General features: G+C 58.7%; 17 protein-coding genes. 6 read left to right on the top strand and 11 right to left on the bottom strand.

Features of this window, described 5'->3' with window-relative positions:
* Nucleotides 1-99: 99 nt before the first annotated feature.
* Entirely contained in the window at nt 100-2,526 is a 2,427-nt protein-coding gene (locus Q7U39_08025; GenBank protein ID MDO9117889.1) for an ATP-dependent Clp protease ATP-binding subunit, read from the bottom strand.
* Nucleotides 2,527-2,802: 276 nt separating this feature from the next.
* Here Q7U39_08025 and Q7U39_08020 point away from each other — a divergent pair, with 276 nt between their 5' ends.
* Nucleotides 2,803-3,663: an NAD(+)/NADH kinase gene (locus tag Q7U39_08020; GenBank protein ID MDO9117888.1), complete on the top strand. Its 861-nt coding sequence runs from the start codon at nt 2,803-2,805 to the stop codon at nt 3,661-3,663.
* A 19-nt stretch (nt 3,664-3,682) separates the two neighbouring features.
* On the opposite strand, the gene Q7U39_08015 is transcribed toward Q7U39_08020, so the two are convergent.
* The 5 genes from Q7U39_08015 to Q7U39_07995 all read right to left on the bottom strand — a co-directional run bounded on the left by Q7U39_08015 (nt 3,683) and on the right by Q7U39_07995 (nt 10,858).
* Entirely contained in the window at nt 3,683-5,041 is a 1,359-nt protein-coding gene (locus Q7U39_08015; GenBank protein ID MDO9117887.1) for an FAD-dependent oxidoreductase, read from the bottom strand.
* 147 nt (nt 5,042-5,188) lie between these two features.
* Nucleotides 5,189-7,444, bottom strand: a complete 2,256-nt coding sequence (locus tag Q7U39_08010; protein MDO9117886.1) for a fused MFS/spermidine synthase — start codon at nt 7,442-7,444, stop codon at nt 5,189-5,191.
* A 97-nt stretch (nt 7,445-7,541) separates the two neighbouring features.
* Nucleotides 7,542-8,978 carry a class II fumarate hydratase gene (locus Q7U39_08005; protein ID MDO9117885.1) on the bottom strand — a complete coding sequence of 479 codons (1,437 nt, stop codon included), beginning with the start codon at nt 8,976-8,978 and terminating at the stop codon, nt 7,542-7,544.
* Nucleotides 8,979-9,144: 166 nt separating this feature from the next.
* Nucleotides 9,145-9,594, bottom strand: coding sequence for an Hsp20/alpha crystallin family protein (locus Q7U39_08000; protein ID MDO9117884.1), 450 nt, complete (start codon nt 9,592-9,594; stop codon nt 9,145-9,147).
* A gap of 130 nt (nt 9,595-9,724) precedes the next feature.
* Nucleotides 9,725-10,858 (bottom strand): citrate synthase, encoded by a 1,134-nt coding sequence (locus tag Q7U39_07995; GenBank protein MDO9117883.1) that lies wholly within the window; start codon nt 10,856-10,858, stop codon nt 9,725-9,727.
* Between the two features lie 148 nt (nt 10,859-11,006).
* Here Q7U39_07995 and Q7U39_07990 point away from each other — a divergent pair, with 148 nt between their 5' ends.
* Both Q7U39_07990 and Q7U39_07985 read left to right on the top strand, forming a co-directional pair.
* Nucleotides 11,007-11,255, top strand: a complete 249-nt coding sequence (locus tag Q7U39_07990; protein MDO9117882.1) for a hypothetical protein — start codon at nt 11,007-11,009, stop codon at nt 11,253-11,255.
* 10 nt (nt 11,256-11,265) lie between these two features.
* Nucleotides 11,266-11,655 (top strand): hypothetical protein, encoded by a 390-nt coding sequence (locus Q7U39_07985; protein ID MDO9117881.1) that lies wholly within the window; start codon nt 11,266-11,268, stop codon nt 11,653-11,655.
* Between the two features lie 260 nt (nt 11,656-11,915).
* Here Q7U39_07985 and Q7U39_07980 read toward each other — a convergent pair whose 3' ends face one another.
* Nucleotides 11,916-12,230: a hypothetical protein gene (locus Q7U39_07980; protein ID MDO9117880.1), complete on the bottom strand. Its 315-nt coding sequence runs from the start codon at nt 12,228-12,230 to the stop codon at nt 11,916-11,918.
* A 149-nt stretch (nt 12,231-12,379) separates the two neighbouring features.
* Between Q7U39_07980 and arsC the strand changes: the two genes are divergently transcribed.
* Nucleotides 12,380-12,730 (top strand): arsenate reductase (glutaredoxin), encoded by a 351-nt coding sequence (arsC, locus tag Q7U39_07975; protein MDO9117879.1) that lies wholly within the window; start codon nt 12,380-12,382, stop codon nt 12,728-12,730.
* 3 nt (nt 12,731-12,733) lie between these two features.
* Here the strand turns inward: arsC and Q7U39_07970 are convergent, their stop codons facing one another.
* The 4 genes from Q7U39_07970 to Q7U39_07955 form a co-directional block, all read right to left on the bottom strand.
* Complete coding sequence (locus Q7U39_07970) at nt 12,734-14,050, bottom strand: GGDEF domain-containing protein (protein MDO9117878.1); 1,317 nt, start codon at nt 14,048-14,050, stop codon at nt 12,734-12,736.
* Between the two features lie 212 nt (nt 14,051-14,262).
* Nucleotides 14,263-15,441 (bottom strand): ribonuclease D, encoded by a 1,179-nt coding sequence (gene rnd / locus Q7U39_07965; GenBank protein ID MDO9117877.1) that lies wholly within the window; start codon nt 15,439-15,441, stop codon nt 14,263-14,265.
* A 14-nt stretch (nt 15,442-15,455) separates the two neighbouring features.
* Nucleotides 15,456-16,112: a J domain-containing protein gene (locus Q7U39_07960; GenBank protein MDO9117876.1), complete on the bottom strand. Its 657-nt coding sequence runs from the start codon at nt 16,110-16,112 to the stop codon at nt 15,456-15,458.
* A gap of 90 nt (nt 16,113-16,202) precedes the next feature.
* Complete coding sequence (locus Q7U39_07955) at nt 16,203-17,645, bottom strand: NAD-dependent malic enzyme (GenBank protein ID MDO9117875.1); 1,443 nt, start codon at nt 17,643-17,645, stop codon at nt 16,203-16,205.
* A 221-nt stretch (nt 17,646-17,866) separates the two neighbouring features.
* On the opposite strand from Q7U39_07955, the gene Q7U39_07950 reads away from it, so the two are divergent.
* Together Q7U39_07950 and Q7U39_07945 are read left to right on the top strand one after the other, a co-directional pair.
* Complete coding sequence (locus Q7U39_07950) at nt 17,867-18,076, top strand: hypothetical protein (GenBank protein ID MDO9117874.1); 210 nt, start codon at nt 17,867-17,869, stop codon at nt 18,074-18,076.
* 138 nt (nt 18,077-18,214) lie between these two features.
* A complete protein-coding gene (locus Q7U39_07945; GenBank protein MDO9117873.1) occupies nt 18,215-21,913 on the top strand; it encodes an aldo/keto reductase in 3,699 nt (1,232 codons plus the stop codon).
* Nucleotides 21,914-21,993: the final 80 nt, after the last annotated feature.

Genomic DNA, 21,993 nt, shown 5'->3' with positions numbered 1-21,993 from the left:
TCTGTCGCTGAAAAGCATGCACCCCCTGCGGTCATTGACCGCAGGGGGTGCAGCTGAATGAATCTCACTCTGTCGTACGAGCCTATCCCGCTGGACGGGTTAGACGCTGGCCATCGTCTCCTGCTCGATGAAGGTTGGCGCTCCGTCGCGAAGCACGACCTTGATCTTGCGGCTGTCCTTGAACCGTCCTCTGATGAGGTCATCGGAGAGCGGATCGCCGATGGCGCGTTGAATGGTCCGGCGCATCGGGCGAGCCCCATACAACGGCTCATATCCTTCTTTGATCAGCCATTGTTTGACTTCGTCATCCAGCTCGATTTCGACACCCTTTTCCACAAGCCGTGTGTTCAGCTCACGAACCAGGATATCAAGGATGGTGTAGAGCTGTTCCTTCTCCAGTTGATGGAAGATTACGACTTCGTCGATCCGGTTCAGGAACTCAGGGCTGAAGGAGCGGCGCAATTCGCCCATGACTTCTTCCTTCTTTCTCCTCGCCTGCTCCCCTTCCGTACTCTGGAAGCCGAGCGACACACCTTTCTGGATCATCTTGGTGCCGATATTCGACGTCATGATGATCACGGTGTTCTTGAAATCTATCTTACGACCCAGGCTGTCGGTCAGCACACCGTCGTCTAAGACTTGAAGCAGCACATTGAAGACGTCCGGATGGGCCTTCTCGATTTCATCGAAGAGCACGACAGAATACGGACGGCGACGGACCTTCTCGGTCAGCTGTCCGCCCTCTTCGTAGCCGACATAGCCCGGAGGCGCTCCAAAGAGTCGCGAGCTGGTGAACTTCTCTTGGTATTCGGACATGTCGACGCGAATCAAGGCATCTTCGCTGTTGAATAAGAATTCTGCGACGGTCCTGGCCAACTCGGTTTTGCCGACGCCGGTGGGACCCATGAAAATAAACGAGCCGATCGGCTTCTTCGCATCTTTCAAACCCGCCCGTGAGCGGCGGATGGCGCGCGATACGGCCGAAATCGCTTCGTTCTGGCCGATGACGCGTTTGTGGAGGAAATCCTCCATGTGCAGCAACTTGTTCGACTCTTCTTCTTCCAGTTTAAAGAGCGGGATGCCCGTCATCTTCGAGACGACGTAGGCCACATCTTCTTTTCCGATGGTCGGCTTGTTCTTTTCCTGGCTCTTTTTCCATTCGCGCTTCGATTCATCCAGCAGTTTGCGCAACCGCTCTTCTTCTTCACGGTGGCGCACGGCTTCTTCGAAGTTCTGCATGGAGATCGCGAGTTCTTTATCCCGCGAGACTTTCTTGAGTTCCTGCTCCATCGCCTTCAGCTCAGACGGCAAGGCATAGGTCTGGAGTTTGGCGCGCGAGCCGGTTTCGTCGATCAAATCGATCGCTTTGTCCGGGAGGAATCGATCGGTGATGTACCGGTCGGACAGTTTCACCGCCTCGATGATGGCATCCTCAGAGATCTCGACGCCATGGTGCTCTTCGTATCGGTCTCTGAGACCCTGGATGATCAGCACGGCCTCATCCATGCTCGGGGGCTGCACATGAATCGGCTGGAACCGTCGCTTGAGGGCGCCGTCTTTTTCGATGTGCTTGCGGTATTCGTCCAGCGTGGTGGCGCCGATGCATTGGATCTCGCCACGGGACAGCGCGGGCTTCAGCATGTTAGAGGCATCGATCGATCCCTCGGCCGCTCCGGCTCCGACGAGCGTGTGCAATTCATCGATGAAGATGATGATATTGCCGGCCTGCACAATTTCCTTCATCACGACCTTGAGCCGCTCTTCAAACTGGCCGCGGTATTTTGTTCCGGCAACCAGCGAACCAAGGTCGAGTGCGATGACCCGGCGCGACAAGAGATTATCCGGAACTTCTGACTGTATGATTCGTTGGGCCAAGCCTTCGACGATGGCGGTCTTGCCGACACCCGACTCTCCGATGAGGACCGGATTATTTTTGGTCCGACGGCTGAGAATCTGAAGGACGCGTTCGATTTCATCGGCGCGACCGATGACCGGATCTAACAGACCTTCTTGGGCCATCTGGGTCAGATCCCGTCCGAATTCATCGAGCGCCGGCGTGTTGCTCTTCCGGTCTCGCTCCCGCGGAGCGGACTTTCTCAGGAAGGTGACGGTCAACTGTCTGGCCGTCAGGAGATTGGCTCCGAGGCTACGGAGAATCTTTCCGCCGATCCCTTCTTCCTCCCGCAATAGGCCGAGCAGGAGATGCTCACTGCCGATATGGTTATGGCCCAGCAGTCTGGCCTCTTCCACACCGTATTCAATGACTTTCTTGACGCGCGGGCTAAAGGGAATTTCCCCAAACGTCATCGTGGTCCCACCGCCGGGCAAGTTCCGCTCAATTTCGAGCCGGATCTGTTCGGTCGAGAGGCCCATTTTTTTCAGGATCATCAGGGCGATACCGTCGGATTCACGGAGAATCGCGAGAACCAAGTGCTCCGTCCCGAGATAATCGTTCTGGTGCCGCTCGGCCTCTTCCCGTGCCAGGATGATGATCTTCCGACCCTTGTCCGTGAATCGTTCGAACATCCTGCCTCCTTCTGGTCTGGTATAGACTCGTAGTGGTTCCGGTCGCGCGAACCTATGGAAAATCTTGGCCTAATTCTAACTACCGGCTTTTCGAGTGTCAAGGTTGCACGCAAATCCCACAACGATGAAAGTCAATCATACATAAATGGTTATGTGTCAGGTGCTCGACTCTGGCTCATCATGTGCGTGGCATCGTTTCGTTGACACCCTGAGAACCGTCCCGATACAATCCCGCACCTTTCGCCACTCCACAATTGAAGGCACGTCGGTATCGATATGCAACGTAAGAGCATTGGCATTCTCACGAAGCCGAAATTTCCAGAGGTCAAGGAAACGCTGCAGAGTGTTGTCTCCTGGTTGCGGGCGAAGAACATCGTTGCGCTATTAGATACGACATCTGCTTCATTGCTTGGCGAGACCGGGGGAATTCAGAAAACGCAGCTGGCCAATCAGGCCGATGTGTTGTTGGTATTAGGTGGTGACGGGACGATGTTGAATGCGGCGCGTCTCGCCGGCGAGCGGGGCATTCCCATTCTCGGGGTCAACATGGGCGGGCTGGGGTTTCTTACCGAAGTCCGTCTGGAGCATCTCTATCCTTCGCTTGATCGAGTCTTTGCCAACGACTTTGTGTTGGATGAGCGTCTGATGCTCAAGACCCATGTGCACCGGCATGGGGAAACGGTGACGCAAGGGGCTGTCCTCAATGATGTCGTGATCAGCAAGGGCACCTTGGCGAGAATGATTGAGCTGAAAATCGCCATTCAGGGCGAGTTCGTGACGAATTTGCGCGGCGACGGATTGATCGTCAGCACCCCGACGGGATCGACGGCCTACTCTCTTTCGGCCGGCGGTCCGATCCTGGCTCCGGCAGTGCAGTCGTTGGTGTTGACTCCGATCTGTCCCCACACGCTCACCCATCGTCCGTTGATCGTCCCGGCTGGAGCGGAAATCGAAGTGACGCTGACCAGTAAGGATGACGGAGCGATGGCCACCATGGATGGCCAGGTGGGTGTGGCTATTTCGCAAGGCGATACGATTGAGATCAAAGTCTCGGAACATCGCACGAGGCTGATCCGGTTTCCAGAGACGCGATATTATGAAGTGTTGCGGGAGAAGCTGAAGTGGGGAGACGGCTGAGCCGTCCCCCCTGGTTCGGCTAGCGCGAGTGCCGCTCGATCAAGTTGAGCATTTCTTGGTTGGTGGCGTATTTGAATTCCCCGATACAGTCCGTCGCGCCGCTATGGGTTTTCTCCGCGGCATCGAGCGCTTTGAGTCCGGCAAGGCTCACCGGTCGGCTTTTTCGTTCCTTCAACAAGCCGGTGAGTTTGTCTGTGACGGCTTTGGCTGAGACCGGCTGGCCTGGATTCTTTGTGTCCAGATAGCGAGTCACCACTTCCGCGCACCACTCCCCGTCCCGCTTGGCGACACCAACGAGCCCTTCGCTGGCCTTACGCGCCCATCCTGTGAGGAATACCCCATCCACGGCCTTCCCGGTCGCCTCGTCATAGGCCTGGAAAAGCGCATCGTCTGGATCGTTGTTGGTCTTGTTGGGATTGGTGACAAACAGTCCGTTCTTGTAGGGCAGCCCCACGGTCTCGTCCACCTTGTCGCCGACCGCAAAGACGACGGCGTCGCAGGGGAACTCGTAATACTGCTTGAGTCCGACGGCGGCCGTGTCGGTGCCTTTAGGCTCCAGCTTATTGTCTTCCATCTCCAAGCCGCGCACCCGATTGTTGCCATCGACCAGAATGCGCTTCGGCGATGCCAAGAACTTAAACCCCATTTTCGTGGGGCTGACGGCCGGTTCGCACTTAGTGAATTCGTCCGTCAGACCTTTCAGGACTTCGTCGGCATTCTGGCCGACTGCGGCGAGACGGTCCTTGATGCGCGCCACTTCTGCGGTGATCCCCTCGACATCCATATTCGCGCAGACTGACCGGATTTCTTTCGGGTTGTATTTTCGTTCCAGGGGGCCGCGTCGCACGATGGCCGTGACGCGTTCCACCTTCTTATAGCGAATCAGCCAATGGGCGATATCGACCATGACGTCGCCGGCTCCGATCACAGCCACATGCTTTCCGACTTCAAACGGCCGATCGCCGAATCCCGGCAAGCGGTTGAAGTGGTAGACCACATCCTTGGCATGGAATACCCCCTCTGCCGAATCCCCCTCTACGCCGATGGCCTTGGTGCCTTGTGCGCCGATCGCAAAGACAACTGCGCTGGCGCCGAGAGCGCGAACGTCCTCCACGGTCAGGTCTTTCCCCTTCCCGATGGACACGTTGCCGAAGTAGTGCACGTTCGGCTGCTCCAGCATTTCCCAATATTGCTTTTTCAGGCCGCCGCGCAATTTCAGCTTGGCCGGAAATATTCCGTATTCTGCCAGCCCGCCGAACTTGATGTCGCGGTTCAGTATGATGACGTCATGGCCGGCCTTCGCCAACATATTTGAAGCGGCCATTCCGGCTGGTCCGGCTCCGGCCACAATGATCACATGCTTCCCCTGTGCGCTCATGCGGTATTCCCTAAAGAAGTGAATAGAAAGTGACTAGAACCCCAACAGTTTCGCGGACATTAGCATAGAGACTTTTGGGGTGTCAAAGTTTTGGAGCATTTCATCTTCCGGGCCGTCTCGCGGGATAGCCACTCCAGGAGATATGCGCTATTTGCTCCATCGAATGGCGCGTACGACGTTCGAGAAATCATCGGACCAGAGGCCGACCGATGAGGATTGTTGCAGAGGTGTCCACCGTGGATCCTTGCCCAGGGCGCCGAAGGCTTCTTTCTCTTTTGCCATGACCACGATGTCCGCCGCATATTGCAGGACCGTGTCATCCGACGTGCCGAACTGTTTCAATCCAAATAAATGAAGGACGTGTCCGAGATTCCCCAATACCGGCTCGAGCGCCAGATACCGATTGGAGATGTGAATGACCAATAAACCGTTGGGAGCCAATTTCCGCAGATACATCTCCATCGCTTCGCGGGTGAGGAGATGAACCGGGATCGCATCCGAGGTAAATGCGTCCAGGATGACCATGTCGTAGGCGCCGTCCGGAGCTTCCAGCATTTTCAGCCGGGCGTCACCTACAACGACCCGCAGATCGACCCCGCGGCGGACGGCGTCGTCGTAATACGTAAACAACCTGGGAGTTTGCGCAATCTCTACCACTGCCGGATCGATTTCGTAAAATGTCAGCGATTGCCCCTGCTCGGCATAGTTGGCCAATGCCGCGATGCCGAGGCCCGTGACGGCAATACGCTTCTTGGATTCGGTCCCGCTGAACGCGGCAAACACTTGTCCGTAGGGTCCGGCGGGATGAAAGTAGCTCACCGATTCTCGTCGCATCTCCGGCTGCATCCGCTGCATGCCGTGGTTGATAGTGCCGTGCTTCAGCCGATGCACATCTCCATCCGCTTTGACCGTGAGCACGCCGAAGAATGAGCGTGTCCGGTACAGGACTGGATCGTCGAACGCGTTACTGATGACGTTGGCGGTAACGAGCACCGCGCCGAGCGCCAATCCCAAGTGAAGCGGTTTCCGGATACAGGCATAACACAGCAGCAACGGAATACCGGCGAGGGCGGCGTCCAGGATGAGCGGCGGTTCATCCAACGAATAGCTGAGGGCCGCACAGAGCGCGGTGATCAGTCCCACTCCTGCCATCCACGGCAGATCTCCCGCGTTCCGCACGCGTGCGTCCCACCGGGAAGAGATCCAGTGCGACAGCCACAGCGGATCGGCGCCTTCTAGACGTGGCAGCACACAGGCGGCGAGCACGAGGATGATGTCGTATTCATAAATGTCGCTGAACACAACCGGCGCAATCAGGGCATTGAAGAGGCCTCCGAGCGCCCCGCCAATGGACATGAGTAAATAGAAGATCGTCAGCCGGTCTGTCGCGGGCCTCGTTCTGGCTAGTTCGCCATGACAGACCATCGCCACCAGACCCAACCCCACGAGAGGGAGCAGGAATTGAACGGGATATGGAAGCGATGGGGCAAAGGGGATGGCGTTGAATATCAGGAGCAGCAGTACAACCGGTAAGGTGATGACCATGGCTCGGTGATTGGCCGGAGACCATTTCGCGAACACGAGAATAAAACTCAGCAGATACAGCGCGAGGGGGATGACCCACAGCAATGGAATGGCTGCGACATTGAGCGTGAGGTGGGTCGTGGCCCCCAGCAACAGGCTCGAGGGAATGAAGGCCAGGAGGATCCAGCGTAGGCGAATGAGCATGGGAAGCGGCGAGAGCGGCGCAGTTGTCTGAGCCGTCGACCTGGGGGGCGTTGTCGCCGCTCCGTGCGCGTGTTCGCGCCTGAGGAGCCACGCGCATGTTCCAAGAAGGGCGACAAGGACTCCATACCCGATGCTCCAGAGCATCGTCTGCGACAATCCTTGTGTGCCTCTGAGGGGAACCCAGGGTTCGATCGCGAACGGATAGCCCAGTAATGCCACCATGCTGCCCGCATTACTTGCGGCATACAAGAAATAGGGATCTCGAGCAGACGGATGAGGGGTCCAAGAAAACCACTTCTGTAAGAGCGGGGCCGTCGTGGAGAGCATGAAGAAGGGTAGGCCGATCGACACGGTCAAGAGAAGGAGCACCCAGAGCACAGGGTTGGTCTGGTCGGGAAACGTCCATGAGGCTGGGATGCCGATGGGCAGGAGGAACAGCGGAACAGCCAGCAAGAGCAGATGGACGAATACCTGGCGACGAGGCGCGACCCATGAATTCAGGAGATGGACATACCCGTACCCCGCCAAGAGCGAGGTTTGAAAGAACAACATGCAGGCATTCCAGACCGCCGGGGTCCCCCCCAACATCGGGAGGATCATCTTTGCCATCATGGGCTGGACGAGAAACAGTAAGAAGGCGCTCAGGAAGATCGTCGCCGACCAGACTATGGCCAAGTCATGCTCCGTTGCGTCGTCACAATCGTTCCCCGATTCTCAGCTGGCGATTCTCGCGTGATGCCACAGCACCGACAGGATGGTTGACCGTCCGCCCTTATCCCCCCGCACTCCCTACCGGGCCGCCAGGCATGGTCATGCGCCAGGGATCGAGCAATTCGGTGAGGCGTTTGTCGGAGAGCACTTTCTGCTCCTTCGCGACTTCACGTACGGTCTTGCCGGACTTATAGGCATCTTTGGCCAGCTTGGCGGCCGCCTCGTAACCGATTTCCGGCGCGAGCGCCGTACACATCGCCAGGCTTTCCTCGATCAGACTCTTGCAGCGCTCTTCATTGGCTTTGATGCCGTCGATACATTTAACGGCAAAGTTATTGGAGACGGAGGCGAGCAGCTCGATCGATTGCAGGAGATTGTAGGCCATGACCGGCAGCATGACGATCAATTCGAAGTTGGCCGCCTGTCCGCCGATCGTGACGGTGACATCGTTGCCGATGACCTGGGCGCAGACCATCGTCACGGATTCGGCAATCACGGGATTCACTTTTCCCGGCATAATCGACGAGCCCGGTTGCGTCTCCGGCAGATTGATTTCTCCCAACCCGCAGCGCGGGCCTGAGCCGAGCCAGCGCACATCATTGGCGATCTTCATCAGGCTCACGGCCACTGTCCGCAACTCCCCGCTGGCTTCAACCAACGAATCCTGAGCCGACTGGGCTTCGAAATGATTCTTGGCTTCTGTGAAGGCGCAGCCGGTTTCTTTGGAAATGATGGCCATGACTTTCGAGGAAAATTTCGGATGACAGTTCAGCCCGGTACCCACCGCAGTGCCGCCGAGAGCGACTTCGCTGAGGGCATCTTGTGCGCGCTTTACGCGCTGAATGCCAAGCTCAATCTGGCGCGCATAGCCGCCGAACTCCTGCCCCAGTCGCACCGGTGTGGCATCTTGCAAATGGGTGCGGCCGATCTTGACGATCTTGTCGAACTCTTTGGCTTTCCGGTCGAGGGCTTTCTGCAAACGGGTCAGGGCTGGAATGAGCTGTTGCTGCATCAACTCCCCTGCGGCGATGTGAATCGCCGTGGGAATCACGTCGTTGCTCGATTGCCCCAAATTGACGTGATCGTTCGGGTGGACCAATTTGCTCCCGCGTGCGCCGCCGAGAAGCTCGGTGGCCCGGTTCGAAATCACTTCGTTGGTATTCATGTTGGTGGAGGTGCCGGATCCGGTTTGGAAAATGTCGACCGGAAATTCGGCGTCGAGTTTCCCCTCGACCACTTCGGTGGCCGCCGCCTTGATCGCGTCCGCGGGTTTCTTGTCCAGGAGACCCAGCGATTGATTGACACTGGCAGCGGCGCGCTTGATCAGCCCCATGGCCCGGATCACCGACCGCGGCATGCGGAGGGAGCTGATCGGGAAATTCTCGATGGCGCGCGCGGTTTGCACGCCGTAGTAGGCATCCGAGGGGACGGCCAATTCGCCCATCGTGTCGCGTTCAATGCGGGTGTTTGCGGGCTGTGTTCCTGATGACTTCTTCATGCGCGTATCTCCTCGCTAGGCAATCGTGTGGGTAAGGGAGCGCGCATCTTAAACGGTTGCGGCTAAGAAGCTCAAGAGTATGAGGGAAAGAGAATGATGCCGGCTGGTGGAAAAAGAAAGGCCCGCCTGAGCGGGCCTTTCATCTCGGTACGGATACCAGGAAGGGTTATGCGACTTTCACTTCGATGGCCCGCGGCTTAGCCTTTTCCGATTTCGGGATATGCAGATTCAACACCCCGTCTTTGAATTCGGCTTTCACCCCGCTCTCGTTCACTTGGTCCGGCAGTGAGAAGCTCCGGACGAATGTTCCATAGGACCGTTCGATCCGGTGATACTTCGTGGTCTTCTCATCCTTTTCCTGACGGCGTTGCCCTTGAATAGTCAGGACACCTTCTTCCAGCGTGACTTTCACGTCGTCTTTCTTCACCTCAGGCAACTCTGCCTGGATCACGTATTCCCCGGCAGTTTCGCTGATATCGACGGTCGGCATCCAGTCCGCCACGGTCAACGCTTCCTTTCCGTTGGCTTTGGTTGCAGGACGGGCCACCATCCGATTCAGTCGATCTGACATCTCTTCGAGTTCGCGAAACGGATCCCAACGCATCAGTGCGGTCATGGCATACCTCCATACGGATTATGTGTTGTGTTCGTCGTGCCTGACGCCGGCGCCGCGTCTGTTCTGCTTACAACTACACAGATAATCGCGATGCGCAGGGAGTCAAGGGGGGACGCGCGAAGAGGCTCGATTAGCGTTGGGTCAAGGGGGTATAGGGGCGATTGTGTTCCCCCGAGTAAATCTGGTCCGGGCGGAAGAGCTTGTTCTCCCGCAGCTGTTCCAGCCAGTGGGCCAGCCACCCTGACACGCGGGCCATGGCAAAGAGCGGCGTGAACAGATCCGTGTCGATGCTCATCTGGTCGTAGAGGATGCCGGAATAGAAATCGACATTGGGGTAAATGCCTTTCCCCTGCAGGACCTCTCCCGCCGTTCGTTCGACCTCCTGTGCCACGGCATAGAGGGGCGACGGCCCGCCTTCTCTAAAGAGCCGTTCGCAGAGTCCTTGAAGAATCGTGGCGCGAGGATCTTTTACTTTGTAGACACGATGGCCGAATCCCATGAGCTTTTGCTTGCCGGCCAGCTTCTGCTTCACGTAGACCTGCGCGCCTTCGGGGCTGCCGATCTCGCGGAGCATGTGGATCACTTCTTCGTTCGCTCCGCCATGGAGCGGGCCCTTCAAGGCGCCGATCGAGGAGGCAACGACGGTATAAGGATCGGCGAGCGTCGAAGCCGTGACGAGCCCTGTAAAGGTCGACGCGTTCATCGTATGTTCGGCGTGGAGGATGAGACAGTCATCAAAGATGTCTTTCCAGAGCGGATGCGGCGCGCGGTCCGTCAGCATGTACAGAAAGTTCTCAGAGAACTCGAGTTCGTCTTGTGGGGGGATCGGGTCGTTGCCGTGCCGGAGTCTGGCCCAGGCTGCAACGATCGTCGGAAGTTTGGCGATGAGCCGTACTGCCGACCAATAGTTGTTTTCCGCGTCTTTGACCTGCCGGCCCGGATAGAACATGCCGAGCGCGGCGACCGCGGCTTGCAGCGCATCCATCGGATGTCCGGTTTCAGGCAGGCACTTCAAGAGGTCGTTGATACGAAACTTGATGCGGCGGTGATGGGTGATGTCGCTGGTCCAGCGAGCGAGTTCTGTTTGCGTCGGCAGGCGGCCGAAGAGAAGCAGATACGAAGTTTCGAGGAAAGATGACTGGGAACAGAGTGTTTCGACTCTGATGCCGCGGTATTCGAGTATTCCGCGGTGGCCGTCTACGTCGCTGACGGAAGAGGTCGCAGCCGGTACGCCGTCCAGGCCGGGCATGAAATCGTGCGGCATAGTCGATCTCCCTGTTGAATCCGATCCCTCACCTCAAATTATCGTATCATGACCGGACTATCCGAGGGTGGCCATTCTTGAATTGGGAAATGCCGATTGGCATACTGTCGTTGAGCTGTGTGTTGCGCAGGAGGAATGAGGTGCGTTTGTGTTTCGCGTGATGTTGATTTTAGGTTTGTTGGTCCTGGTGCCTGCGGCGATTGTGTTTTGGCGCATGCGGGATCGTGCGGTTGTGGCTCCCCCATCGCCGTTGGTTCCGCAGAAGGTGATCGGCACCAGTACTCTGAATCATGGCGATCCCCGTCAAGAAAATGAGGTGATCGGCGCCAGCATTCTGCATCCTATCGATCCCCGTCCGGGGAAAGGGGCGGATCTATCGCCCAACCGGTCGGAATAGGAGGCCTTGCATGACACAGACTGTGGTCATCGCGGCGGTGGTGCTCATGGGAGTGATCGTGACGGGCGTCGGGAGCGTGCAGGCTCAGGAGGATCAGCTGGCCTATGCGGTGGTGAGCGAAGCGCCCAGAGACAAGTCGAGAATCTCGGCAAAGATTGCGATCGATGGGACCGTCACCGACACCAAACTGCTGGCCTCAGAAGCCATCGTCGGCAATCTGATTTGGAAGAAGCTTGAAATCTGTCATGCGATGCGACTTGAAGGTCAGCGGTCCGGCGAAGGCTTTCGAGTGACCTCGGTTCGGGTGGTCGACGGGAGTATGTTGCCGATGGTCCTGCAGGGGTTTGCCGGCGACTGTTTGCTCAAAAAGGCGTTAGAGATCGCGCCATTGGTCGATTAGCAGGTTGTTGATAAAGTCCACCAGCGGCGTTCTCGCTTCACTCAAAGGCTCAACGTATACAAGAGTCGACTTGAGGCGAAGGGCCTATCCGCTCGCATGTGATCGAAGCGAGCGGGTCAAGCGAAGCTTGGTATGTACCTCCTCGCCTTATCGCTTGCTGCGGCCTTGCTTGCGGAATAGCGCGTCTTGGCGCGCTGGGGTTGGGTGGGTGAGAAGAGCGGCCTTTCTGAACAGCCTGCGGGGGCAACTGTTAGTCTGGTTTAGGTCCGGCAGCCCAGGCACTCGGTGGGTTCGGTTTCAGCGTCTCGCTCGGTAATCGTCAGCGGAAAGAGAATGCCGCATTGGACACAGGGGCGAATTTCAAAGTAGGCCACACCCTTGTCATCGATTTCCGTCGGCAGGAGAAGTTCCAGCGGATCGTAGCCGATGACGGCGCCATCCGGGAATTTGACCAGAGCGATCCGGTCATTGAAGACCTCGAAGGTGGCTTCCTGGCCTTTTCTGTCCAGCAGGTGGCCTAAGACGAAAACCGGCTGACCCTTGCGCTTGGTGCGGAGCTCACGAAGTGTGTGCACAGTGCTCGCGGTGCAGGAGAATTGACCAGAAGAACTTGTTCCGACGAGTGGCATAGTATGGTGTGGTGCAGTGAACGTGTAACAACTCGGAATGGTCTACCATAGCAGAAAAAATGGCGTCAAGGCAGGTTTCTTCATGAGGAGCGAAAATGGCCGACATCACGATTTATCATAAGCCGACATGTACCACGTGCCGACAAGCAGTCCAGCTGTTGAAGGACAGCGGGACGCCGTTCACGGCGGTGAATTACTATGAGCAGACGTTTACGAAAGCTCAGTTGAAGAAGATTTTGAAACAGGCCGGGCTTTCTCCGAAAGACGTGCTCAGGACGAAAGAGGATATCTACAAGGAACTGGGCCTGGCTAAGAAGCAGTTGTCTGATGACACGTTGCTGGATTTGATGGTCAAGCATCCGGACCTGATCCAGCGTCCTCTTGTGGTCAAAGATGACCGGGCGGTTCTGGCCAGACCGGCGGAGACGGTGAAAACCCTCCTGTGAGGGTCAAGGCTCGAATTCACTATAGGCGACGATGCGGCCGGTCTGGCTTGGAGCGGTGTGAGCCGAAGTCATCTGAATGGTCCCGCGTCTGAGCATGTTGCCCCCCTCCCCTTTCGCCTCGTAGAGCGCGCGATAGGCGGCTTTTGTCACCACGGTGTGTGAGAGGTGCGGGGCTGTCGGTTCTGCGACGCCAATACTGAGCGTGACGGGAAGCTCGATGTCCGCCGATCCGGATCTGGACGAGCGGCTGCCTTCCCAGACGCGCGTCTGTTTGTGAAGCCGCAGCGTCGTCTGTGCAACGGCTTTGCGAATCTGTTCAAGCGCGGCGAGGGTGTCCATCGCCGTCCTGGAATAGAACACCACGGTAAATTCGTCGCCGGTAAGCCGAAAAACTTTTCCACTCCCTGCCGCTGCCATGATCTTCGGGGCCACCAGGCGCAGCACTTGTTCCGAGACGGTTTTCCCGTACTGGTTCCGATACTGTGTGAGTTGATCCACCCCGACGATGGCCACCACGTATTTCCCTCCCAGTCTCGCTGCAGCTTCGTCGTAGGCCAGGCGGCCAAGGGCGCCGGTCAGGTCATCGCGATAGGTCCGTTGGTGGGACGCATGCACGAGGGAGAGGAAGAGCGTCAGGCCGGCGGCAGCGAAGAAATTTGTAGGGTTCCACCCATACTGGATGCCGTGAGCGGCGAGCAATGTCGTCAAGATCGCCCAGCCCGCTCCGCCGTCGAGCGGGTCGTGATAGAGCAGGAACTTGACGGTCAATAACAACAGGGCACTGGCGAATGCCAGCATCGCCGGTTGTGACAGCGGTGTCCATTCGGAGGTCGAGAGAGGTAGGAGCGGAAGTTGGAACGGAGTGGTCAGCAGGCCGGTTAGATTCGTTTCCCCGGACAGACAGAGCCACAAGACAAGCAGGGGCTGACACAAAATGAGGCGCAGGCTCACGAGTCCTCTCCAGCTCGAGACACTGCCTTCTTTAACCAGCGAGAGCGCGAGCAAGTTCACCGGTGTCAGGAATGTGGCGACGGCAAATAGGACCGGGCCCGGCGCTCCGGGGCTCGCATCGGTTGGCGGAAACCAGAAGATTCCACGGTCGAGGCAGACGAGGACCAAGAGGGACAGGATCAGGCGGCTGCTGGAGAGATACCAGCCGAAGACGATGCCGAATCCCAGCACGATGACGGGAAATGCAGAGATCGGTCCCTGGGCCCATGCCGGGAGGCCGTGCGGCCGAAGAAAGCCGATGGCTAAGAGCAGAACGAGTCCTCCGGGAGCGAGCCATTGCCAGGACCGTTTGAACGTTGAGGTGGCCATTCGGGTGTTCTCACAGCATGAACCCGAACAGGAGTGAGCGAGAATCGTACCAGCGGAGGCCGATGTATGGGTGAGGTACCCTGAAAAACGTCCGTACTTCTGAGGTTTTAGGAGTACAAGAATTGGCGGGACGCCGTCATCCTCTTTCTCAGCTGGGGACAGCCATCAGGCTGTTCTGAATTGGACGCCGCGGCAGGTCTGAGGCGTTCAGCCTAAGACCAGGTGAGCCTTCCCGAGGTCGAGTCGATTTTTACGGCGACCTCCCCGTTCAACACTTGGAGCAACAGATTTCCCAGCAGGGTTCTCCGCCAGCCTCGCAACAGAGGAAGATCAGGCGTGGTGCCCTGAGCCCGCGCGTCGACCAGCGTCTGGATATCGGCAGTCGTCGCGAGCAAGGTGGGGGCGATTTCCTGATCGGCGGATTGGGCCTTCATCACGGCTTGAAGTAACTCCACCAATCCGGTCGATTCCGGTTCAGGCTTGCGGTCCTTGGGGACCTCCGGCCAGGCGGAAGCGGGAAGCGCGTTGGCAGCGTGAATCGTTTTCAGGATCGTCTCGCCGTGCCGGTCTGCTTCCGACCCATGGAGCCCGCGTACGGCACGCAATTCATCGACCGATCGTGGCGGATGACGGGCGAGCTGCAGGAGGACTTCGTCTCGCATGACGCGGCCGCGGGGCACATTGCGGCGTTTGGCTTCGCTCTCGCGCCAGGCGGCCAGTTCTCGCAAGACGGCGGCAGACTTCGGTTTCAAGCTATCCCAACCGCGGATACGCTGGTAACGCTCTTGCGGCTCGCGGCGTGTATCGCCGACGACCGTTTCCAGTCTGGAAAATTCTTCGTTCGCCCATTCGCTTCGCCCGAGTTTGTCGAGGCGCGTGCGCAGATGGTCGTGAATGGCCAGCAGGAATTCCACATCCTCCAGGGCATAGGCCAGTTGATCGGGCGACAGCGGCCGCGCACTCCAATTGGTGAAGGTGTGGGCCTTCGCGAGCTTTCTCCCGTGGACGCGCAAGACCAGGTTGGCATAGGCGACTTGCGCGCCGTACCCCACCATGGCGGCGGCGATTTGAGTGTCGAAAAACGGCTTGGGAATCGTGCCTGCGTGGGTGGCAAAGAGATCGAGGTCCTGCCGGCCGGCATGGACGATTTTCTCCACGTCCGGATTGCGAACGATGTCCCAGAACGGTTGAAGTGCCGAAGATTGCTGGATCGCCGGAAAGTCGATGATGGCGGATTGGCTTTCGGTGGCCACCTGAATCAGTTCAAGGCGCGGGACAAAACTTTCCTCTCCCACAAATTCCGTGTCGAGGGCCAGGCGCGAGGCGGTGGCCAGGTGATCGCACAAACGTTCAAGCCCGTCTGCGGTCGTAATATATTGTTGTGAGTCCACGTAGATGTTCTCTCCTACTCGGTCGGACGATAGGGGTGATCGGCTTGGGGCATCGGTTCGACGTTGCTCAAGCTCAGATATTCCTTCAGGAACTGATAGGCCTCCAGCATTCGGCGTAATGCCGGCTCGGAACTTCGATCGCCGTGGTTCGAATCGGGATGGAGCTGCTTCGCTTTCTGTCTGAATGCGGCGGTGACATCCGCGAGGGAACTGCCGAACTCGACGCCCATGATTGCATAGGCGTCCATTGCGTTGTTGACGCCGGTGCCGCCTTGGGAAAGATCCCCGCTCCCGCTGGCCGCTTTCAGCATGTCGGCGAGGCTGACCTTCTTGCGCCGCCGCCGCGGCCGTTCTCGAATCTCACTGTCGAACTCATCCCAGCGGTCTTCGACAAATTCGAGACGAGATTCAAGGCGCATGGCGCCGGAGAGATCGCGGACGACGCCGAGCTCATCGTCGATTTCAATCAACGATCTGATGACTTCTTCCAGCCCTTGTTCGACCCGGAAGAAACTATCGACGCGCGATTCCATCATCGTATCGACGGCGAGTTCGAGGCTGGTTTCGGTCTTGAGACGCAGCGAATCGATCCGCTGGCGCATCCCCTGCTGAAACTTGATGAATTTGCTTTGTGTAAAGGGCATGGTCCGCCGGTCTACCGGCCGCGGCATTGTAGCACAGTGTGATTCCCGGCCAGTAGAGGGTCCTTCCGGTTCGCGACCGTGTCTCTGTGCGCTGAAGAGGAGAAGCGAGAGTACGGCCTATTTGGTGAAGGAGTCAGTCGTTCCCTGGGCTCGTCTGCGCGCCACGCCGCTGTCGCGTGCGGCGGCTGCCACAGCCCGGGCGACCTGGGGGACGACGGTTTTATCGAAGAGGCTGGGAATGATGTAGTCCTCGCTGAGCGCGCTTTTTGGAATCACGTCGGCAATCGCCTTGGCGGCGGCCAGTTTCATGGCCTCATTGATCTGGCTGGCTTGAACGTCGAGTGCCCCGCGGAAGAGGCCGGGGAAGGCCAGCGCGTTATTGATCTGATTGGGGAAATCGGATCGCCCCGTGGCAAAGATCCGGCAATGGGAGGCGGCGAGTTCCGGCGATACTTCCGGATCCGGGTTCGCCATGGCAAAGACGATACGATCAGCAGCCATCAGCTCAAGGTCTTCGGCGGTCAGAATATTGCCGACCGAGAGCCCGATAAAGACGTCGGCGCCTTTCAGCGCATCGCGCAGCGTTCCCGTCGGTGCTTCACGGGTCAGGCAGGTCGCCAGGTCGGTCCGACAGGCACGGAGTTCTTCCGGGTTGCCGGACAGGATAATGCCTTCTTTGTCGCACCCCAGCAGATGCGAGACGCCGGCCGCCAATAACATCCGGCAGCAGGCCGTGCCGGCGGCGCCCAGGCCGTTGACGACGACGCGGATCTCTTCGATCCGTTTTCCTGTGACGAGCAGCGCGTTGGTCAGGGCGGCGAGAATCACGACCGCCGTGCCATGCTGATCGTCGTGCATCACCGGAATATCGAGCGCTGCCTTCAAACGGCGCTCGATGTCAAAGCAGCGGGGCGCACCGATGTCTTCCAGATTGATCGCGCCGAATCCCGGCGCAATGCCTTGGACAATGCGGACGATCTCGTCCGGATCCTGCGTATTCAGGCACAGCGGCCAGGCGTCGATCCCGGCCAGTTCCTTGAACAGCATCACTTTGCCTTCCATCACAGGCAAGGCCGCTTCGGGGCCGAGGTTCCCGAGTCCCAACACGGCAGACCCATCCGTCACGACCGCGACGCTATTACTTTTGCTCGTGAACGCATAGACCTTGGATTTATCCCGTGCAATGGCCTGGGAGACTCGCCCGACCCCCGGGGTGTAGACCATCGAGAGGACGTTTCTGGTGTTGATCGGGATTTTCCCTTCGACGCGAATCTTGCCGCCGAGGTGGAGGAGAAATATCCGGTCGGAGGCCGACAGCACGGTCACATCAGGCAGGGCGCTCAGCCGGGCCAACACCTTTTCGCCATGGGCTTCATTGTGGACATCGAAGGTGACATCTCGGACCATCTGGGTTTTGGTCGCCGAGACGATATCGACGGCGCCGAGATTGGCCCCTTCATCGGCCAGCAAGGCGGCCACGCGGGCGAAAATACCGGGTGTATTGGCCAGTTCCAGTCTGACGGTGAGCCGATAGTTGGAATAGGGGCCGATTTCAGCCATCGAGGCACCTCCGTGAAATCTCATTGGATAGCCTATCATATCTATTGTTGGACCTCGGAGAGCAAGGCTCATTCGGCCGGCAGTGGACCGGGGGTGACGCGCTCATTTTTTGACCGAAGGAGTTGACTTTCTCCATATCTTTGGAATACCGTGCACGAAATTTGCCTGCTCGTGACAGGCATTTATTCCAAACCTACTAACCTTTCAGGGGGTGAACAGTTATGAAGAGCATGTTGATGGCAGTCATGGCAGTCGCAATCGCAGTGACGTTCAGCGCGCCTTCCTTCGCCGGCGAAGAGAAGAAGAAGGAAGAGAAGAAGGGCGGCCACGTCGTCGTGTTCGGCGAAGAGAAGAAGAAAGAAGAGAAGAAGGGCGGCCACGTGGTGTTCGGCGAAGAGAAGAAGAAGGAAGAGAAGAAGGGCGGTCACTGATCGACAGACACCATTGAGGTGTCGTCCATGTGTGCCTCCGACTGAATATGTCAAAAGGCCTACGATCTTCATGGTCGTAGGCCTTTTTTCTTTCCCGCGACGTTGACCCTCCTCAACCGGCGATGCTACGGTGCAATCATGTCATCCACATCTGATCGCCGGCCGAATCGCCTGCATACCGAGACGAGTCCCTATCTTCTGCAGCATGCCTCCAACCCGGTGGATTGGTATCCCTGGGGCCCGGAGGCGCTGACCGCCGCCAAGTCATTGAACAAACCGATCCTCTTGTCGATCGGCTACTCGGCCTGCCACTGGTGCCATGTGATGGAGCGGGAGTCGTTTGAAAACGAGGCGATTGCCGCCGTCATGAATCGCTACTTTATCTGTATCAAAGTGGACCGGGAGGAACGGCCGGATCTCGACGAGATCTACATGGCGGCGACGGTGGCCATGAACAACGGTCAGGGCGGCTGGCCGATGACCGTATTTCTCACGCCGGATCAAGAGCCATTTTTTGCCGGCACCTATTTCCCTCCGGAAGACCGCTGGGGCCGGCCCGGGTTCGGCACGTTGCTGAAGAAGATCGCCGACTACTGGGAGAAGGATGCGGCGGGTGTGAGGACGCAAGCGAAAGACATGACGGAGCGGTTAAAGGGCGAAGGCCGGATCCCCTCCCCGATTTCTGTGAGTGCATCCGTGTTGGATGACGCCGTCACGCAATTCACAGAAGATTTCGATAAGACCTATGGCGGGTTCGGCGGAGCCCCGAAGTTCCCTCCGGCGGCCGGCCTGTCGTTGTTGCTGCGGTGTTATCGGCGAACCGGCGACGCGCATACGTTGGCGATGGTGACGAAGACGCTCGATATGATGGCGGCAGGGGGCATCTATGACCACATCGGCGGCGGATTTGCCCGCTATTCCACCGATGCACGCTGGCTCGTGCCCCATTTTGAAAAGATGCTCTACGACAATGCGCTGTTGGCCCGCGTCTATGTCGAAGCCTACCAGGTCACCAAGAACCCGGACTATCGGCGCGTGGCCTGCGAGGTGTTGGACTATGTGCTGAGAGAAATGACCGGGCCGACCGGCGGGTTCTATTCCGCGACCGATGCGGACTCCGAAGGTGTCGAAGGGAAATTCTTCGTGTGGCAACCGGCTGAGGTGCAAGCCGCAGCGGGGAATCCGGAAGACGCCCGGCGATATTGCGCGCTCTACGACATTACGGAGAAAGGCAATTGGGAGCATGCCAGTATTCCGAATCGCCTGCGGCCTGTGTCCGAGGTCGCGAAGGAACTCAATCTGACCAGCGACGAATTGTCGGAGACCGCTGCCCGGGTAACCCCCCTCCTCTATCGCGCGCGCCTGCAACGCGTGCCTCCCGGCCTCGACGATAAAATTCTGACGGCATGGAACGGCATGATGTTGTCGGCGATGGCGGAAGCGGCCCGGGTGTTCGGCGACACGCGTTATCGCGACGCGGCGATGCAAACGGCTGACTTTCTCCTGAAGACGCATGTGCAATCCGATGGAAGGCTTCTGCGGACGTCGCGCGCAGGCCGGGCTCATCTCGAAGCATATTTGGAAGATTACGCCTATCTGGCCGAAGGACTGATCGATCTCTACGAGGCCGGGGCTTCCGAGAGTTACCTGCGGGCAGCTGCAGGATTGGCTGATCGGCTCCTGTCCGATTTTATCGATGGCGAAAACGGGGGATTGTTCACCACGGCGAAACACCACGAGGCGCTCATTCTTCGCAGCCGTGAAGGTGCCGACGGGGCGACACCCAGCGGGAATGCCGTGGCGGCGTCGGCCTTGGCACGGTTGTCGTGCCATTTCGACCGGCAGGATTGGCGAGATGCGGCGGTCGGCGCGATCCGGGCCTACGGGAGACAGATCACGCGTTATCCCCGCGCCTTTGCGAAAAGTCTGGCGGTGGTCGATTTCCTGACCGAAGGTCCGGTGGAACTAGCCTTCGTCGGCGATAGTCAGCCAGCCGCTGCGCGGGCACTCTATCGAGCGGTGGCGGATGTCTATCTCCCCAATCGGATCATCGCGTGGACCGAGTCGAACGCGGGCTCCGTGCTCCCCTTACTGCGAGGAAAGTCGGTCGTGGCCGGGCAGCCTGCTCTGTATATCTGTCGAAACTTCAGCTGTCAGAGCCCCGTCACTGATCCGCAAGCCGTAGCCGAGGCGCTCCGCGTCCATCGGTCTGGGGCCGGCACAGCCGCCGATCGAACAGAGACGTTGCTGCGCGGCGCGCAGCTCTCCGGTCATGCGACGGTGCAAGGCACGGCGGCCTATGCGGCAAACATGGTAGGGCTGTCCCCGTCCGGTTCTCTCGCCCATGGATACACGGCCGGGGGATCGACCGGGCTCACGGTGTCCCGGCTGGGGTTTGGCACATACCGGGTCGATACCAAAACTCCTGAGCATCGGCAGGCCTTCAAGGAGGCCGTGGCGGCGGGCTGCAATCTCATCGACACGTCGACCAATTATATGGAGGGGGACAGCGAACGTCTCGTGGGTGGGGTGTTGTCCGAGCTCGTGAAAGCGGGGCAACTGGCGCGGGAACAGGTCGTGGTCGTCTCCAAAATCGGCTACGTCCAGAGCCAGAATCTGAAGGTTGCGGAGGCCCGGGAGAAATCCGGCCGCCCCTACCCTGACATGGTCAAGTACGGAGACGGGATTTGGCACTGCCTCCACCCGGAATTCCTGGCCGATCAACTCGCGCTGTCGCTTGATCGATTGGGGCTTACGACGCTCGATGTGTGTTTGCTGCACAATCCGGAATACTTTTTGTCGGAAGCCGCACATCGGAAGGAACGCGATGTGGTGGCCGTGCGCGAGGCCTTCTATGACCGGCTGCAACGCGCGTTCGTGTATTTCGAAACGCAAGTCGCGGCCGGCCGGCTGCAATACTACGGGGTCTCGTCGAATACGGTGACCGCGTCTGCCGATCATCCCGAAGCCACCTCGCTGAGCCGGATGCTCGATGCGGCGAGTGCCGCAGCGCGCGAGGTGAATCAGTCGGCCCATCATTTCCGCTGGTTGCAGTGTCCGATGAATCTTTTCGAGTCCGGTGCGCTGCTGACGGCGAATACCGGAGCCGGCGGCGTCCAGACGGTGCTCGATCTGGCCCGGCAGGAAGGGGTTGCCGTGCTGGTGAATCGTCCGCTCAACGCGATGCCCAGCCAAGGCGGAGGGATCCTTCGTCTTGCCGACTTCCCCCTGGAGGATCACCCGGTGGATTTTGCCCGGCAACGGGAGCGCGTGGCCGCATTGGAGGAGGAGTACCGCCGCACGATCGCGCCGTCGGTTCCGCAGAGCGGCCAGGGCACAGCCCCGGCGGAATTTTTCAACTGGGCGCACGAGTTGGACCGCGTCAGGCCTCAGCTGCAAGGATTGGAACATTGGGAACAGATCGAACACCAGATGATTGCGCCACACGTCAATCAGGTGTTGCAAGCCTTGTCGCGGACGATGTCCGGTACGGCGGCGGAGCAATGGGAGGCCTGGCGTGACCGGTATGTGCCTGAATTGCTGACATTGCTGCGGGGATTGCGGCGCGAAGCCACGGAGCGGAGTCTTCGACGGACCGCGGCGGTGGCGACCGCGCTTGATGCGGCGCTTCCGCAGGGGCGGCGATCCGAATCCCTCTCTCGAAAAGCGCTCTGGGTGTTGACCAGCACGCCAGGCGTCACGAGCGTGCTGAACGGCATGCGGACGCCGGCCTATGTCGAAGACTCAGTAGCGGTACTGCATTGGCCCGCGCTGGAGTCGGTGCGAACGGCCTATGAGATCGCCAAGACTATCGCCTTTCCTAAAGAGTTGGGGTAATCTCCCTACAGGCTGTTGAGAAAGTCCGCCACCGGCGTTCCCTGCCTTTGCCGAAGCGCCTCGTCTCTGCGCTTGCTGCG

The organism is Nitrospira sp. (assembly GCA_030653545.1).
Lineage (GTDB): Bacteria > Nitrospirota > Nitrospiria > Nitrospirales > Nitrospiraceae > Nitrospira_D.
Note: the sequence above shows the minus strand (reverse complement) of the source record. Positions and strands in the feature narration are given on the sequence as shown.